The organism is Ideonella sp. BN130291, from assembly GCF_036231905.1.
GTDB lineage: Bacteria > Pseudomonadota > Gammaproteobacteria > Burkholderiales > Burkholderiaceae_C > CAMLIZ01.
In genome coordinates this window covers 72,754-87,480 of the sequence record NZ_JAZARE010000004.1, presented here as the reverse complement: position 1 = coordinate 87,480, position 14,727 = coordinate 72,754, and the positions used below count along the sequence as shown (strand labels likewise).

17 protein-coding genes are annotated in these 14,727 nt (G+C 67.6%); 3 read left to right on the top strand and 14 right to left on the bottom strand.

Annotation, left to right across the window (positions count from 1 at the left end):
* Positions 1-10: 10 nt before the first annotated feature.
* From VPH43_RS09605 to VPH43_RS09545, 13 genes are all read right to left on the bottom strand, one after another.
* A complete protein-coding gene (locus VPH43_RS09605) occupies positions 11-1,486 on the bottom strand; it encodes a DegQ family serine endoprotease (protein WP_328577466.1) in 1,476 nt (491 codons plus the stop codon).
* A 67-nt stretch (positions 1,487-1,553) separates the two neighbouring features.
* Positions 1,554-2,564, bottom strand: a complete 1,011-nt coding sequence (locus VPH43_RS09600; protein ID WP_328577465.1) for a MucB/RseB C-terminal domain-containing protein — start codon at positions 2,562-2,564, stop codon at positions 1,554-1,556.
* Positions 2,565-2,573: 9 nt separating this feature from the next.
* Complete coding sequence (locus tag VPH43_RS09595; RefSeq protein ID WP_328577464.1) at positions 2,574-3,224, bottom strand: sigma-E factor negative regulatory protein; 651 nt, start codon at positions 3,222-3,224, stop codon at positions 2,574-2,576.
* A 44-nt stretch (positions 3,225-3,268) separates the two neighbouring features.
* Positions 3,269-3,877, bottom strand: a complete 609-nt coding sequence (gene rpoE / locus VPH43_RS09590; protein WP_328577463.1) for an RNA polymerase sigma factor RpoE — start codon at positions 3,875-3,877, stop codon at positions 3,269-3,271.
* Entirely contained in the window at positions 3,874-4,347 is a 474-nt protein-coding gene (locus VPH43_RS09585; RefSeq protein WP_328577462.1) for a hypothetical protein, read from the bottom strand. The genes rpoE and VPH43_RS09585 overlap by 4 nt, the downstream gene beginning before the upstream one ends.
* Before the next feature lie 21 nt (positions 4,348-4,368).
* A complete protein-coding gene (fabF, locus tag VPH43_RS09580) occupies positions 4,369-5,613 on the bottom strand; it encodes a beta-ketoacyl-ACP synthase II (RefSeq protein WP_328577461.1) in 1,245 nt (414 codons plus the stop codon).
* Between the two features lie 18 nt (positions 5,614-5,631).
* Positions 5,632-5,871, bottom strand: a complete 240-nt coding sequence (gene acpP, locus VPH43_RS09575; protein WP_058936430.1) for an acyl carrier protein — start codon at positions 5,869-5,871, stop codon at positions 5,632-5,634.
* 114 nt (positions 5,872-5,985) lie between these two features.
* Positions 5,986-6,735 (bottom strand): 3-oxoacyl-ACP reductase FabG, encoded by a 750-nt coding sequence (gene fabG, locus VPH43_RS09570; protein ID WP_328577460.1) that lies wholly within the window; start codon positions 6,733-6,735, stop codon positions 5,986-5,988.
* Positions 6,732-7,670 carry an ACP S-malonyltransferase gene (fabD, locus tag VPH43_RS09565; RefSeq protein ID WP_328577459.1) on the bottom strand — a complete coding sequence of 313 codons (939 nt, stop codon included), beginning with the start codon at positions 7,668-7,670 and terminating at the stop codon, positions 6,732-6,734. The genes fabG and fabD overlap by 4 nt, the downstream gene beginning before the upstream one ends.
* Before the next feature lie 15 nt (positions 7,671-7,685).
* A complete protein-coding gene (locus tag VPH43_RS09560) occupies positions 7,686-8,675 on the bottom strand; it encodes a beta-ketoacyl-ACP synthase III (protein ID WP_328577458.1) in 990 nt (329 codons plus the stop codon).
* Entirely contained in the window at positions 8,672-9,739 is a 1,068-nt protein-coding gene (plsX, locus tag VPH43_RS09555) for a phosphate acyltransferase PlsX (protein WP_328577847.1), read from the bottom strand. Before plsX ends, VPH43_RS09560 begins: the two co-directional genes overlap by 4 nt.
* A 153-nt stretch (positions 9,740-9,892) precedes the next feature.
* Positions 9,893-10,075: a 50S ribosomal protein L32 gene (rpmF, locus tag VPH43_RS09550; protein WP_328577457.1), complete on the bottom strand. Its 183-nt coding sequence runs from the start codon at positions 10,073-10,075 to the stop codon at positions 9,893-9,895.
* 149 nt (positions 10,076-10,224) lie between these two features.
* The gene (locus VPH43_RS09545; RefSeq protein WP_328577456.1) at positions 10,225-10,797 is read right to left on the bottom strand and encodes a YceD family protein; all 573 of its coding nucleotides are present in this window, start codon (positions 10,795-10,797) and stop codon (positions 10,225-10,227) included.
* A 39-nt stretch (positions 10,798-10,836) separates the two neighbouring features.
* On the opposite strand from VPH43_RS09545, the gene VPH43_RS09540 reads away from it, so the two are divergent.
* On the top strand, positions 10,837-11,436 hold the full coding sequence (locus tag VPH43_RS09540; RefSeq protein WP_328577455.1) for a Maf family nucleotide pyrophosphatase: 600 nt from the start codon (positions 10,837-10,839) through the stop codon (positions 11,434-11,436).
* The gene (locus tag VPH43_RS09535; protein WP_328577454.1) at positions 11,433-12,203 is read left to right on the top strand and encodes an SAM-dependent methyltransferase; all 771 of its coding nucleotides are present in this window, start codon (positions 11,433-11,435) and stop codon (positions 12,201-12,203) included. Before VPH43_RS09540 ends, VPH43_RS09535 begins: the two co-directional genes overlap by 4 nt.
* Here the strand turns inward: VPH43_RS09535 and VPH43_RS09530 are convergent.
* On the bottom strand, positions 12,200-13,699 hold the full coding sequence (locus VPH43_RS09530) for a DEAD/DEAH box helicase (RefSeq protein WP_328577453.1): 1,500 nt from the start codon (positions 13,697-13,699) through the stop codon (positions 12,200-12,202). The two genes, VPH43_RS09535 and VPH43_RS09530, sit on opposite strands and share 4 nt — an antisense overlap.
* A gap of 14 nt (positions 13,700-13,713) precedes the next feature.
* On the opposite strand from VPH43_RS09530, the gene VPH43_RS09525 reads away from it, so the two are divergent.
* Positions 13,714-14,598, top strand: a complete 885-nt coding sequence (locus VPH43_RS09525) for a hypothetical protein (RefSeq protein ID WP_328577452.1) — start codon at positions 13,714-13,716, stop codon at positions 14,596-14,598.
* The last annotated feature ends 129 nt before the right edge of the window (positions 14,599-14,727 follow it).

Sequence of the window (14,727 nt, the reverse complement as noted above, 5' to 3'; positions counted from 1 at the left end):
GGGCACCCGATCAGCGGCTCGGGCGGATCACCAAGTAGTTCACCCACTCGCCACGACGCACCAGCACGCTCAGCGGCTTGTTCTTGTCGGCCTTCTGCACCACGGCCTGGAACTGCTTCACATCGGCAATCTCCGTGTTGTCCACCGAGAGGATCACGTCGCCTTCGCGCAGGCCAGCCCGTGCAGCCGCACCTTCGGCGGCTTCCACGCGCACGCCACCGCGCACCTTCAGCTCACGCTTCTGCGCTTCAGTGAGGTCGGCAACGCCCAGGCCCAATGCCTTCACCGGGGCAGGCTGCGCATCAGGTTGGCCAGCAGCGGGTGTGCGCGGTGTGTCGGATTCGAATTCGCCCACGGTCACCGCCACGTCGCGGTAGTTCCCTCGGCGGAACAGCTGCAGGGCGACCCGGCTGCCCGGCTTGGTGTTGCCGATCATGCGTTGCACGTCGTTGGACTTTTCCACCGAGCGGCCATCCACCTTGGTGATGATGTCCCCGGCTTCGATGCCGGCCTTTTCGGCCGGGCCGCCTGCTTCCACGCTGCGCACCAGCGCCCCGGTGGGCTTGCCCAGGCCGATGGATTCGGCCACGTCCTTGGTCACGGGCGTGATCTGCACACCGATGCGACCGCGGATCACGCGCCCGTTGGCACGGAGCTGGTCGGCGATGCTCTTGGCCTCGTCGATCGGGATGGCGAAGGAGATGCCCATGAAGCCGCCGGAGCGGCTGTAGATCTGGGAGTTGATGCCCACCACTTCACCGCGCATGTTGATCAGCGGCCCGCCGGAATTGCCCGGGTTCACCGCGACGTCGGTCTGGATGAACGGCAGGTAGTCCCCCGTGTCGCGCTGCTTGGCGCTGACGATGCCGGCGGTGACGGTGTTGTCCAGGTTGAAGGGCGAGCCGATCGCGAGCACCCACTCGCCCACCTTGAGCTTGTTGACGTCGCCGATGCGCACGAAGGGCAGGTTGGCGGCATCGATCTTCACCACGGCCACGTCGGTGCGCTTGTCGGCGCCGATGATCTTGGCCTTGAGCTCGCGCTTGTCGGTGAGGGTGACGATCACTTCGTCGGCGCCCTCCACCACGTGGGCATTGGTCATCACGAAGCCGTCCGCGCTGAGGATGAACCCCGAGCCCACGCCGCGCTGCACGGGCGACTCGTCCTCACCACCACCACCGGGCGGTGCGCGGCGCTGGTCCGGCCGGCCTGGCAGCGGAATGCCGAAGCGCCGGAAGAACTCCTCCAGGTTGTCGTCCATCTCGGGCATGCCGCCACGCGCCTGGCGGGCGCGCTCCAGGGTGCGGATGTTCACCACCGCGGGCCCCACGCGCTCCACCAGTTCGGTGAAGTCAGGCAACGCCACCTGCGGCTGCGCGGCCGCCGACGCCGGAATCAAGCCTGGCACCGCGCTCAGCAGGCACAGGCCCAGGGCCACCACATGGCCGCGCCAGCGCGCGGCCGGGGATACGACGTCGACTCGCATGAAACCTCCAGTGATTTGATGAACTGTGCAGCCGCGCGGCGGCGCTTGAAGGCCGCGGGCTGCGTTTTCACTTGCGCCGTTCCAGCGCTCCCGCAAACTGCTTCAAGGTCGAGGTCGGCACGTCGCCGACCACGGTGATCCACCACTCGCCCTGGCGTTGCATCAGCGTGTGCGTGGCCCCCACCGCGGTGTGCATCGGCCGCTGGTGGCGCTGGCTGTCGAAGGGCTCGATGAACAGCGACACGTGCGTCAGGCCGTCGGAGAAGATGGTCTGCAGCACCTCGGCGGGGCCGGCATTGCGGCCGACGTCGGGCAAACCGGCCGTGAGCGGCCGCTTGACGCAGCTGATCTGCCGGAAGCCCGGCACCCCCTGCTTCATGGCCCAACCTTCGCCCTCGAGCTGGGTGGCTGTCACCGCCGGCCTCACGACCCGGTAGCCCTCGAGCTTTTTCATTGGCTGCAGCACCGTCTCGGGTTGCGCCCGCACACCGATCGCGACCTCCGAAAACGCCGAGGACTCCAGCACCTCGCCATGTGCGCCCAGCACGTCGGTGCGCAACAGCAGGCCGGTGCTGCGCTCCGCCCACAGGCGCTGGCCGAAGCGTAGGGCATCGCGCGGCTTGAGTAAAAACACCTCGGCGTCATAACCCGCCAGGCGGTCGCTGCCCTGGGACATGAGTTCGTAGTATTCGGTGAGGCGGTCGCCGCCGGCCTGTAGCAGCGCCGGGAACGGGGGCAGCGGTTCGCGCTGCTCCACCACCGCGATCTGGCGCTGCGGCCACACGGTGTAGACGGTGTCGTTGTGGCGGAACACCCGGCGCATCTGTCCGTCGAGCATGTCCACACGCTCGTACTGCTGGCTGCCGTCGCAGTAGTGGGCAATGCGGCTGCTGGACACCACGCCGCCTGCCGTGAACACCTGGGTGCCCTGGTAGTTGCGCAGGCTGGCGGCCTCGTGCACACGTGCCAGCCAGGCGCGTGCGTCCACCGGCATGTCGGCACGGCCCTCGGCCAGCGCGTCTACGCTCATCAGTGTCGTCGCCAAGCCCAGGGCGGCGAGCAGAAAACGGCGCACCATGGGCAAGGATCAGCGCTCGGGTGCGTAGGTGGCCGCGTTGCGCAGGCGCACCCCGGGGACGCTGACCGCTGCCGTGCTGCCGAACTGCTTGTGCGCAGCCAGGTACCGGTCCAGGTGCACATCACGGATCAACTTGGCGTCCGCGCCCGGCGCCCCGCTGTCGCGGTCTGCGCCCGCTGGCTGCACCGCCACGGCCGCGACCGCACCCTGGCCCGGCGCCAGGGTGGCCAAGGGTCCGGAAGGTGGTGCACCCACTGGCCCTGCCACCTGCGTGACCGCCAGCACGCCGGCGACGGCCACGAAGCCGGCGGCCACTGCCAGCGGGGCGGCCCAGGCGCGGCGCCGCAATGGGGCAACCGCCGGTGCAGCCGGCAAGGCCGCGGGCTGAGTCACCGAAGCAGGCGCCAGGACAACCGGTTCCTGCGCCAGGCGCGCCCTCAAGGCGGCAAGGAAGGCATCGTCTCGCTGCGCCGGAACGGCTAGGTCGTCGGATCGCAGCACGTCGCCGATGAGGTGGTAGGTGTGCCAGGTGCCACGCGCAGTGGCGTCCTCGCGCCAGGCGGCGCAGGCACGCTGCACGGCAGCGGCGTCGAGTTCCCCATCGGTCAAGGCGGACAACGCCCGCCTGGGCTCGCTTGCATCGACCGAATCGTCAGACATCTTCGACTCCAGACAACATTACATGGGCCACCGGCAGCCTGCGGCTACCAGCGTTCGCCCTCGCGCGTGCCAAGCAACGGCCGCAACCGTTCTGCGATCGCCTCACGTGCACGAAAGATCCGTGAACGAACGGTGCCGATCGGGCAGTTCATCACGTCGGCAATCTCTTCATAGCTCAGGCCTTCGATCTCGCGCAGGGTGATCGCCTGGCGGAGATCCTCCGACAGCGCATCGACAGCCGCGTTGACGGTGGCCGCGATTTCCTTGCTCGCCAGCACCGCCTCGGGGGTCTCGCCGTCGCTTAGTTCGTTTTCGACCCGGGAAGTTTCCTCGCCATCCTCGGATGACGCGTAGGCCGACTCTGAAACTAGGGGGTCGCGCTTGAGCTCGACCAGTGCCTTCTTCGCCGTGTTGACGGCGATGCGGTACAGCCAGGTGTAGAAAGCGCTCTCCCCCCTGAACTGGGGGATGGCACGGTACGCGCGGATGAAAGTCTCCTGCGCTATGTCCTGCACCAGGTCCACGTCGCGCACCATGCGGCCGATGAGGCGCTCGATGCGGCGTTGGTACTTGACCACCAGCATCTCGAAGGCGCGCATGTCGCCCTGCTTCACGCGGTCGATCAGCAGCGCATCGGCGTCTGCGGCGCTCATTCGGGCTCGCGTCCGCGACGCGCAGGGTTCTGGGGGTTCAAGGCGCGGCAATATACCGCAGCGCGCAGCTCCGGCCCGAGGCGCAGGCGGGCTTCCGCCACGGGCAGCCAGGCGCCACGCATGCCGGGTGCGTCCGCATCGAAGCGCAACAGCATCCAGCGGTGGAAGTCCATCATCACCTGCACCTGTCCTGCCTGTTCAACGGCCTGCGCGCCCGGGGCGCGATACCACCACTGCGCACCGTCCCAGCGGATCGTTCCCCGGCCGGGCGGCCGGACGAACCACAACAGCAGGGCGCCACCCAGCCCAGCCGTGGCAATGCTCACGCCTGCCGGTACCAAGCCGAGTTCCAGGTGGCCGCACAGCGTGGCGGCGCTCGCTGCGAAGCTCTTCGCCCCGAGCAGCGGGGCGAGCGCATCCCAGCGGCGGGAGCCGGGCAGTTCAACCGTGACGGCCGGCGCAGCGCGCATGGCCCGCAGCGACGTGCAGCGTCAGATGCGCCGGATCACCAGCGTGCCGTTGGTGCCGCCGAATCCGAAGTTGTTCTTCACCGCCACATCGATCTTCATCTCCCGCGCCGTGTTGGCACAGTAGTCCAGGTCGCATTCCGGATCCTGGTTGAAGATGTTGATCGTGGGTGGAGACAGCTGGTGGTGCACCGCCAGCGTGGTGAACACCGACTCGATGCCGCCCGCGCCGCCCAGCAGATGGCCGGTCATCGACTTGGTGGAGTTCACCACCAGCCGCTTGGCATGTTCACCGAACGCGAGCTTGATGGCATTGGTCTCGTTCAGGTCGCCCAGCGGCGTGGAGGTACCGTGTGCATTGAGGTACTGCACCTGGTCCGCGTTGACGCCGGCATTGCGCAGCGCAGCCTTCATCGACCGCTTCGGGCCATCGACATCGGGCGCTGTCATGTGGAAGGCATCCGCGCCCATGCCGAAGCCACCCAGCTCGGCGTAGATCCGTGCGCCGCGCTTCTTGGCGTGCTCGTACTCCTCGAGCACCAGCACGCCGGCGCCCTCACCCAGCACGAAGCCGTCGCGGTCCTTGTCCCAAGGGCGGGATGCGGTGGCAGGGTCGTCATTGCGGGTGGACAGCGCACGCGCTGCCGCAAAACCGCCGATGCCCAGCGGCGACACGGTGGACTCCGCTCCGCCAGCGACCATCACATCGGCATCGCCGTATTCGATCAAGCGGCCGGCCTCGCCGATGCAATGCAGGCCGGTGGTGCAAGCGGTGACGATCGCAAGGTTGGGCCCCTTGAAGCCGAACTTGATCGACACGTGGCCGGAGATCATGTTGATGATCGAGGCCGGCACAAAGAACGGCGAGATGCGGCGCGGGCCACGATCGACCAGTTCCTGGTGCGTCTCCTCGATCAGCGGCAAGCCGCCGATGCCAGAGCCCACCAGCACGCCGATGCGCTCGGCATCTTCCTCGTTCAGCGCGTCGCCCACCGCCAGGCCGGCGTCCTTGACCGCCTGCATGGACGCCGCCAATCCGTAGTGGATGAAGGTGTCCATATGGCGGGCTTCCTTCGCCGGGATGTACTCCTCGACGTTGAAGCCCTTCACCTCGCCGGCAAAGCGGCAGGCCAGGTTCGACGCGTCGAACTTGGTGACGGTGGCGATGCCGGTGCGGCCGGCCACCAGGTTGGCCCAACCTTCGGCCACGGTGTTGCCGACCGGGCTGATCAGCCCGAGCCCGGTGATGACGACGCGACGACGGGTCATGCGTGAGGAGTCCGGTGTTTACGCCTTCTGGTGCTTGACGGCGTAGTCGATCGCCAGCTGCACGGTGGTGATCTTCTCGGCTTCCTCGTCGGGGATCTCGATCCCGAACTCGTCCTCGAGGGCCATCACCAGTTCCACGGTGTCAAGGGAGTCGGCGCCCAGGTCGGCCACGAAGGCCTTCTCGTTGGTGACGTCCGCCTCCGGCACGCCGAGTTGCTCGGCGATGATTTTCTTGACTCGTGCTTCGATATCGCTCATGACTCCTCCAGGAGTGGGAAAACAGAAAAACAAACAGCCCGCGATTTTACCCGCCGATAGAGTGTCGTCTCTAAGACACCCTGATGAGCGGTTACTGACCGGGCTGGACCAACTTCAGTTCATGAACATGCCGCCGTTGACGTGCAGCTCGGTGCCGGTGATGTAGCCGGCTTGCGGACTGGCCAGGAAGGCAACGGCTTGTGCAATCTCCTCCGGCGCGCCCAGGCGCCCGAGCGGGATCTGCTGCAGCAATGCGGTCTTCTGCGCCTCGGGCAGTGCGTCCGTCATGTCGGTGGCGATGAATCCCGGGGCGACGCAGTTCACCGTGATGCCCCGGCTGCCCAGCTCGCGCGCGAGCGCGCGGGTCATGCCCGCCACGCCGGCCTTGGCGGCGGCGTAGTTGGCCTGGCCGGGGTTGCCGCTGGCACCCACCACCGAGGTGATGCTGATGATGCGGCCGTAGCGTTGCTTCATCATCGTGCGCATCACCGCACGGCTGCAACGGAACACGGCCTTGAGGTTGGTGTCCAGCACCGCGTCCCAATCGTCGTCCTTCATGCGCATGGCGAGTGTGTCGCGCGTGATGCCGGCGTTGTTGACCAGCACATGCAGGGCGCCATGCTCCTTCACGATGGCCTCGACGGCGGCTTCCACCGCCGGGCCGTCGTTGACGTTCAGCGTCAAGCCACGGCAACCGGGGCGCGCCGCCAATGCAGCATCGATCGCCCCCGCGCCGGCGTCGGACGTGGCGGTGCCGATCACCTTGAGCCCGCGCGAGGCCAGCTCCATGGCGATGGCGCGGCCGATGCCGCGCGAGGCGCCGGTGACCAGGGCGACCTGGCCTTCGAAGGAAGACGCGCTCATGCCAGCATCTCTTTCACACTCTGCAGCGAAGCCGGGTCGTACACCGTGCCGGTGATGACCTCCGCATCGATGCGTTTCACCATGCCGGCCAGCACCTTGCCCGGGCCGCATTCGAACACCTGCGACAGCCCGCGCTGGCGCAGCGCCTGCACCACCTCCACCCAGCGCACCGGACCGAAGGCCTGGCGGTAGAGCGCTTCCCGGATGGCATCCGGCTGCTCTTCGATACGCACATCGATGTTGTTCACCACCGCGATGCGAGGCGCCCGGATGAGGGTATCTGTAAGCCTGAGCTTCAGGCGCTCGGCCGCGGGTTTCATCAGGCTGGAATGGAAAGGCGCCGACACCGGCAGCGGCAGCGCCCGCTTGGCGCCCGCGGCCTTGAGCAGCTCGCAGGCCTTGTCCACGCCCGCCTTGCTGCCGGCGATCACGGTCTGCTTGGGATCGTTGAAGTTGACCGCTTCGACCGCTTCGCCCGTGGCGGTGGCCGCCTGGGCGCAACCCTCGCGCACGGCCTGCGCCTCCATGCCGAGGATGGCGGCCATGCCGCCGGCGCCCACGGGCACCGCGTCCTGCATCGCCTGCGCGCGGAAGCGCACCAGCGGCAACGCGTCGGCCAGCGTCAGGGCCCCGGCCACCACCAGCGCGCTGTATTCGCCGAGCGAATGGCCAGCGACGGCCGCCGGCTCCAGGCCGGTTTCCGCCAGCCAGGCCCGGTAGCAGGCCACACCGGCCACCAGCATCACCGGCTGGGTGTTGGTGGTGAGGTCCAGCTGCTCCTTGGGCCCATGCTGGATGAGTGCAGCCACGTCCTCGCCCAGCGCCTCGGATGCTTCCACCAGGGTGCTGCGCACGGCCGGGTGGTCGCCCCAGGCGTCCAGCATGCCGACGGCTTGCGATCCCTGGCCCGGGAACACGAATGCAAATGCGGTCATCGCTTCGCTTGTGGTCTAGAAATCGAGCAGCACGGCGCCCCAGGTGAAACCGCCGCCCACGCCCTCGAGCATCAGGGTGTCACCGCGTTGGATCTTGCCGCTGCGCACGGCGACGTCCAGCGCCAATGGAATGGACGCCGCCGAGGTGTTGCCGTGTTCGTCCACGGTGGCGATCAGCTTGTCCAGCGGCAGCTTCAGCTTGCGCGCCGTGCTCTGCATGATGCGGATGTTCGCCTGGTGAGGAATCAACCAGTCGATGTCAGCGTCGGTGCGGCCGGCTTTTTTCAAGGTGCTGCGGGCGGCTTCTTCCAGCACGCCCACGGCCAGTTTGAACACCGCCGGGCCGTCCATCTGCAGCAGCGGGCTGCCACTGATCTGCCCGCCCGACACGGTGCCCGGCGTGCAGAGGATTTCGACATGGCGGCCGTCGGCATGCAGGTCGCTGGCCAGGATGCCAGGGGTGTTGCTCGCTTCTACCACCACCGCGCCGGCCCCGTCGCCGAACAGCACGCAGGTGGTGCGGTCGTTGAAGTCCAGCAGGCGGGAAAAGATCTCCGAGCCGATCACCAGCGCCTTGCTCGCAGCGCCGCTGCGGATCATCGAATCCGCCACCGACAGGCCGTAGACGAAGCCCGAGCACACGGCCTGCATGTCGAAGGCGGCGCAGCCGTGGATGCCCAGCTTCTGCTGCACGATGCAGGCGGTGGACGGGAACACCATGTCCGGCGTGGACGTGGCAACGATGATGAGATCGATGTCGGCGGCGGACACACCGGCCGCGTCCAGCGCCTGACGGGCGGCGCGCACCGCCAGGTCGCTGCAGGTGTCGGTGTCGGCCGCGAAGTGGCGCGCACGGATGCCGGTGCGTTCGACGATCCAGGCGTCAGAAGTTTCCACGCCGCGTTCGGCGAGCTGACGGGCCAGGTCGTCGTTGGTCACGCGGCGCGCCGGCAAGTGGCTGCCGGTGCCCGTGATGCGGGCGAAACGAGGAGCAGTCAAGTTCATGCAGCTTGGGCGGCGGGATCGGATCCATCGTCGCCAGCAGGCAGCGCCTGCAGGGTCTCGAGGATGCGATCGTGCACCCGGTCGAGCAGTCGGTTGCGGGCGGCATCATACGCCCGCACGAGGGCCTGCTCGAAGGCAAAGGCATCGGCGGAGCCGTGGCTCTTGAAGACCAGGCCGCGCAAGCCCAGCAGGGCCGCCCCGTTGTGGCGGCGGTGGTCGACCCGGGCCTTGAAGTGGTTGAGCACCGGCAGCGCCACCAGCGCGGCCGCCTTGGTGAAGGGCGAGCGGGTGAACTCCTGGCGGATGAAGGCGGCCAGCATGCCGGCCAGGCCCTCCGACGCCTTGAGCACCACATTGCCGACAAAACCGTCGCACACCACCACGTCGGTGGTGCCCTTGAAGATGTCGTTGCCTTCGACGTTGCCGTGGAAGTTGAGGTGCCCGTCGGCAGCGGCCTTGCGCAGCAGCTCGGCTGCGCGCTTGATGGTCTCGCTGCCCTTGATGGCCTCTTCACCGATGTTGAGCAGGCCCACGCTGGGCTCTTTACCGGGCGCCATCGCGCTGGCGAGCGCCGCGCCCATGACGGCGAACTGCAGCAGGTGCTCCGCGGTGCAGTCGACGTTGGCGCCCAGGTCCAGCATCACGGTGTGGTGGTCACGCTGGTTGGGGATGCCGTAGGCGATGGCCGGCCGGTCGATGCCGTCCAGCGTCTTGAGCACGTAGCGCGCCACAGCCATGAGCGCGCCGGTGTTGCCTGCGGAGACACAGGCGTGGGCCAGGGCGGGCGTCTGTTCGCCCACCGCCTTGAGCTGGCTGATCGCCACCCGCATGGAGGAGTCCTTCTTGCGCCGAAGCGCCACCTCCACCGGGTCGTCCATGGTCACCACTTCGCTCGCCGGCACCAGGCTGCAGCGCGCCCAGCCGCGCGCGGGAGCCAGCGCCTCCGGCGTGCCGACCAGCACCAGCTCGGCCTGGGGATGCGCTCGCAGGAACGCCTGGCACGCAGGCAGCGTGACGGCCGGGCCGTGGTCGCCGCCCATGCAGTCGACTGCAATGCGGACCAGCGGAAGGGGATCGAGGCTCACGGGAGAGTGGCGCAACGGGCGCAAGACGAACGCCCGGCTTGCGGAGTTCGCAAACCGGGCGTCGAATCGTAGCCGGACTGTGATGCGAGGCGACCGCCGCCAGGGCGGCAACCTGTTCCCAGCATCAGAACGTCAGGCGTCAGCCTTGGTCTTGAGCACCTTGCGGCCGCGGTAGAAACCGGTCGGGCTGATGTGGTGGCGCAGATGCGTTTCGCCGGTGGTCGGCTCGATCGCGGTGCCCGGCTGGCTCAGGGCATTGTGCGAACGGTGCATGCCGCGCTTGGACGGCGACTTCTTGTTTTGCTGAACGGCCATGGAGTTCTCCTGAAGGCTTCCTACGCTTTTACTCCGCGGCGGCAGCGCCGTGCGGGAGCACGCGGTCAAAAATTGGGGTGGTCGCGAGGTAGGCGCCACTGGGAAAGCCGAAGATTCTAGCATGCCGGGTTTGCCCTCGCCAGCCAGGTTCAGTGTGAGGACTTCCCGCGCTTGAGCACCGCCAGCTTGGCAAACGGATGGGGGGCGGCCTCAGCCTGCGCCTGAAGCGGGTCGGGCGCAGTGTCGGACTGGGGCAAGGGCAGCGGATCCGGACAGACCTCGTGGCGCGGCACCAGCGGAAGCTCCAGGATCAGCTCGTCTTCCACCAGTGCCCGCAGATCGAACGCCCGGCTGAGCGCCAGCACGTCCTCTTCGCTGTCCGGATCCTCGGCCTCGGCTTCGGCCTCTGTTCGCACAAACCGGAACACACGCTCAACCGCCAACGCCTGCCGCATGGGCTGCAGGCAGCGCTGGCATTGCAGCCAGGCATGGGTATCGGCCTGCAGATGCAGCCACAGCTGCGGTTCCCCGGCGCGGCGGCCCCGCGATTCGCCCCGCGCATGCCATTGCACCGCCTCGTGCGGCCCGTCCGGCGCATCGGTGGCACCCGCCTCCGCCAGGCGCGGGAACGCGGTCAAGGGCCATTGCCCGTCAAGCTCCGCGGCGTCCGCGGCAAAGGCAGGCACATCCAGGCGAAAGGGATCGAACACTCTCTGCTTCATTGCAGCCAGTGTACGGAAATGCAGTGGGAGAATTCCGCGATGCGAGCTTCGAGACCCCGCCTCATCCTTGGTTCCACGTCACGCTACCGGCGCGAACTGCTGGAGCGGCTACGCCTGCCTTTCGAGGTGGTGGCGCCGCAGGTGGACGAGACGCCACAGCGCGGCGAAAGCCCGGCGGCATTGGCCCTGCGATTGGCGCTGGCCAAGGCCCGGGCCGTGGCACAGGCGCATCCAGATGCCATCGTGATTGGCTCCGACCAGGTCGCCGATCTGGACGGGCAGCCGATCGGCAAGCCGGGCAACCATGAACGGGCGGTCGAACAGCTGCGCGCCATGAGCGGGCGGCTGGTGGTGTTCCAGACGGCCGTGGCCCTGGCCAGGCAGAGTACTGGCTATGAACGTGTACTGCTGGCGCCGGTGAGCGTGCGCTTTCGAGTATTGGCTGACGCCGAAATCGAACACTACCTGCGGACCGAGCAGCCGTACGACTGCGCCGGCAGCGCCAAGTGCGAAACCCTGGGCATCGCGTTGCTGGACGCGATCGAATCCGACGACCCCACCGCGCTGGTGGGCCTCCCGCTGATCCGCACCTGCGCCTTGCTGCGCGAAGCGGGGCTGGATCCTTTGGGCAGCCCATGACCACGGCAACGCCTGGCACGCTGGTGCTCGTGCCGAACACGCTGGACCTGGGCACTGAAGCCGGCGAGTTGCAGGACGTGCTGCCCGCCGGCGTGTTGCGGCGTGCCGCCGGGCTGCGCCATTGGATCGCGGAGAACGCCAAGACCACACGCGCTTTTCTGAAGCGGGTGGACGCGGTGGTCCCGCTGGCCCAGCCGCTGCAGGCGATATCCATCGTGGAGCTGCCACGGCCGCGCAAGGGTGGCGGTTCGGATGCGGTGCCAGGCGCCGAGCAATGGCAAGCGCTGCTGTCGCCTGCCATGCAAGGCGACGACGTGGGGCTGATCTCCGAAGCCGGGCTGCCCGCCGTGGCCGACCCGGGCGCGGCCGTGGTGGACGCCGCCCACCGGCTGGGCGTGCCCGTGCAAGCGCTGGCCGGCGCCAGCTCGCTGATGCTGGCCTTGGCCGCCAGCGGCTTGAACGGGCAGAGTTTTGCGTTTGTGGGCTATCTGCCGGTGGAAGCTGCGGCCCGCGCCGCGCGGCTGAAGGAGCTGGAATCGCTGTCGCGCCGCAGTGGCCAGACCCAACTGGTGATCGAGACGCCCTACCGCAACACTGCGCTGCTGAACGCCATGGCTGCGGCGCTGTCGCCGACCACGCAACTGTCGGTCAGCTGCGGGCTCACGCTGGCCAATGGCTGGACCCGCACGCAGGCGGTGGCCCAATGGCGCAAGGCGCAGACCACCCTGCCCGACCGGCTGCCCGCGGTGTTTGCCTTCCTTGCCTAGCTCTTGCGGCCACCGCCCAGCAGCGATGCGACCTTCTTCTTCGGCTTGATGTTCGAGGTGAGCCCGGTCCGCGGGGCGTCGTTGGCGGGCTGCGCCTTGTGATCCCAGGCGGGTGACTCGCCAGTGGCCGCAGACGGCTCGTACGGGCGGTCGAAGATCGGATCGGACGGCGCCGCTGGAGGCGCCCAGGACCGCCGCGGACGCTCCATCGCCCGGTCCACCGGGGCACGCTCTGCCACAGGAGCGCGTTCCGGGCGGCGCTCGGCTCCGGCATCGTCGTCCATCGGGCGGCGCGGCCGGCGCGGACGGTCGTCCTCGAGCTCGATCGGCTCCAGCTCGATCTTCTTCTTGATCAGCTTCTCGATGTCGCCGATGAGCCGGGTGTCGTCCCGCGTGACAAGCGTGACTGCCAGGCCGGATGCGCCCGCGCGGCCGGTGCGGCCGATGCGGTGCACATAGTCCTCGGCATTGAAGGGCACGTCGAAGTTGAAAACGGCCGGCAGGTCGGCAATGTCCAGCCCGCGCGCGGCCACGTCGGTGGCCACCAGCAGCTCCACTTCGCCGCGCTTGAAGGCCTCCAGTGACTTCAGGCGCTCGTCCTGCGACTTGTCGCCGTGCAGCGCCGCGGTCTTCAGGCCATCACGCTCGAACGAGCGGGCCAGCCGCGCAGCGCCCAGCTTGGAGTTCACGAACACGATCGCCTGCGTGAGGGCTCGGTCCTTCAGCAGTTGGCGCACCGCACCACGCTTGTCGTCGTCGGACACGCTGAAAAAGCGCTGCTCGATCAACGACGCAGTGGCATTGGGCCGGGCCACCTCGACCGTGATCGGGTCCTGCAGGTAGCTCTGCGCCAGGCGCCGGATCTCGGGAGAGAACGTTGCCGAAAACAACAAGGTCTGCCGCTGCTTGGGCAGGTAGGACAGGATGCGCTGCAGGTCGGGCAGGAAGCCGATGTCCAGCATGCGGTCCGCCTCGTCCAGCACCACGTACTCGACCTGGTTCAGCACCGCGTTCTTGGCTTCGATGTGGTCCAGCAGGCGACCCGGCGTGGCGATCAGCACCTCGACGCCGGCCTTCAGCTCGGCGGTCTGCGGCTTCATGTCGATGCCACCGAAGACCACCGCCACGCGCAGGTTGGTGTGCTTGGCGTAGGCCTTGACGTTGTTGGCGACCTGGTCGGCAAGCTCTCGGGTGGGCGCCAGGCACAGGGCGCGCACGGGGTGGCGCGCGGGCGAGGCGCTGGCGTTCTCGTGCCGCAGCATCTTTTGCAAAAGCGGGATCGAGAAGGCCGCTGTCTTGCCGGTGCCGGTTTGGGCCGCGCCCATGACGTCTCGGCCCGCCAGGACGAGGGGAATCGCCTTCGCCTGGATGGGGGTCATGGTCGCGTAGCCCTGGTCGGCGACGGCGCGAAGGAGCTTCGGGTCGAGCGGGAGGGTGTCGAAGCGGGCGGGGGCCAGCGGCGCCTCGGAGGTCGCCGCCAGAGGGGTATCGGTCATGGCCACATTATCTCTTGCCGCTCTCATTGCTGTTTCGTACTGCGCGATGGGCGACAGAAACGATTCACAATCTCAGCAAGCTGACCTTCCTTCCCACGATGAGCTCGGACGCATCTGCTACTCGCCAGCCGGTCGACTACTTTTTCCACATTCCGAAGACGGCCGGGACGTCACTCACGCGATTTCTCGAATCCGCCTATCCAAAAGGTACGGTGTTCCCTGGACACCTGTGGCGGCATCTGATCGGCTGTCGGACAGAAGACGTCCACGGCGTCCGGCTGTATCGTGGTCACTTCTATGGCGCGTTGCAGGGGTTCGTCGGGCGTCCTGTACGGGCGTTTACTTTCTTACGAGATCCGGTAGAGCGGGCACTCTCGCACCATGGGCACGTCCTGCGAGATCCAACTCACTACTTGCACTGCCGAGCCGTCGAGGCGGGGTCTTTGGCGAAGTATTTGGCCGACCCGATCCTCCGGACGACCGTCGAAAACTTCCAGGTGAGAGCTTTGGCGATGGAGTTGGACCCGGTTGCGGAGGCTGCCGATCTGAATGCGACGCAACTCGGGCAAGGTGTTCTTGAGCAGCGGATGATGACCGCTCCCTTTGATCGACCTTTGCAGCAGTTGCTCGACACCGCTCTGCGCCGCCTGGACGACATGGCGTTCGTCGGAGTGACTGAGCGCTATTCAACTTCACTGCGCGGACTGTGCCGACAATTGGATCTGCGGCCTCCTCCTCAAGAGCAGCGACGTTTGAATGTCAACCCAGGCCGCCTTGAGGCGGCGCGCCTCGAACCGGCCGACCGGAGGGCACTGCACCGTCTCACGGAAGGCGATCAGGTGGTGTACCGCCACGCCATGCGGCTGCTAGACCAGACTTGCCCGGACTCCAAGGGCTAGGGGCGAGGCAGCCTGTATCATTGCTGGTTTGTTCACCGCACGGCTCAAGCAAGTTGGGTCCTTAGTTCGCGGCGCGACTAGGAACGATCGCCGTCGCCGTCCGAAGTGGCGCTGCGGTCCAGTGGAAAC

Bases quoted from the DNA above. Each gene is read 5' to 3' on its own strand.
- VPH43_RS09605 (WP_328577466.1), bottom strand. From the start codon at position 1,486: ATGCGAGTCGACGTCGTATCCCCGGCCGCGCGCTGGCGCGGCCATGTG.
- VPH43_RS09600 (WP_328577465.1), bottom strand. From the start codon at position 2,564: ATGGTGCGCCGTTTTCTGCTCGCCGCCCTGGGCTTGGCGACGACACTG.
- VPH43_RS09595 (WP_328577464.1), bottom strand. From the start codon at position 3,224: ATGTCTGACGATTCGGTCGATGCAAGCGAGCCCAGGCGGGCGTTGTCC.
- rpoE (WP_328577463.1), bottom strand. From the start codon at position 3,877: ATGAGCGCCGCAGACGCCGATGCGCTGCTGATCGACCGCGTGAAGCAG.
- VPH43_RS09585 (WP_328577462.1), bottom strand. From the start codon at position 4,347: ATGCGCGCTGCGCCGGCCGTCACGGTTGAACTGCCCGGCTCCCGCCGC.
- fabF (WP_328577461.1), bottom strand. From the start codon at position 5,613: ATGACCCGTCGTCGCGTCGTCATCACCGGGCTCGGGCTGATCAGCCCG.
- acpP (WP_058936430.1), bottom strand. From the start codon at position 5,871: ATGAGCGATATCGAAGCACGAGTCAAGAAAATCATCGCCGAGCAACTC.
- fabG (WP_328577460.1), bottom strand. From the start codon at position 6,735: ATGAGCGCGTCTTCCTTCGAAGGCCAGGTCGCCCTGGTCACCGGCGCC.
- fabD (WP_328577459.1), bottom strand. From the start codon at position 7,670: ATGACCGCATTTGCATTCGTGTTCCCGGGCCAGGGATCGCAAGCCGTC.
- VPH43_RS09560 (WP_328577458.1), bottom strand. From the start codon at position 8,675: ATGAACTTGACTGCTCCTCGTTTCGCCCGCATCACGGGCACCGGCAGC.
- rpmF (WP_328577457.1), bottom strand. From the start codon at position 10,075: ATGGCCGTTCAGCAAAACAAGAAGTCGCCGTCCAAGCGCGGCATGCAC.
- VPH43_RS09545 (WP_328577456.1), bottom strand. From the start codon at position 10,797: ATGAAGCAGAGAGTGTTCGATCCCTTTCGCCTGGATGTGCCTGCCTTT.
- VPH43_RS09540 (WP_328577455.1), top strand. From the start codon at position 10,837: ATGCGAGCTTCGAGACCCCGCCTCATCCTTGGTTCCACGTCACGCTAC.
- VPH43_RS09535 (WP_328577454.1), top strand. From the start codon at position 11,433: ATGACCACGGCAACGCCTGGCACGCTGGTGCTCGTGCCGAACACGCTG.
- VPH43_RS09530 (WP_328577453.1), bottom strand. From the start codon at position 13,699: ATGACCGATACCCCTCTGGCGGCGACCTCCGAGGCGCCGCTGGCCCCC.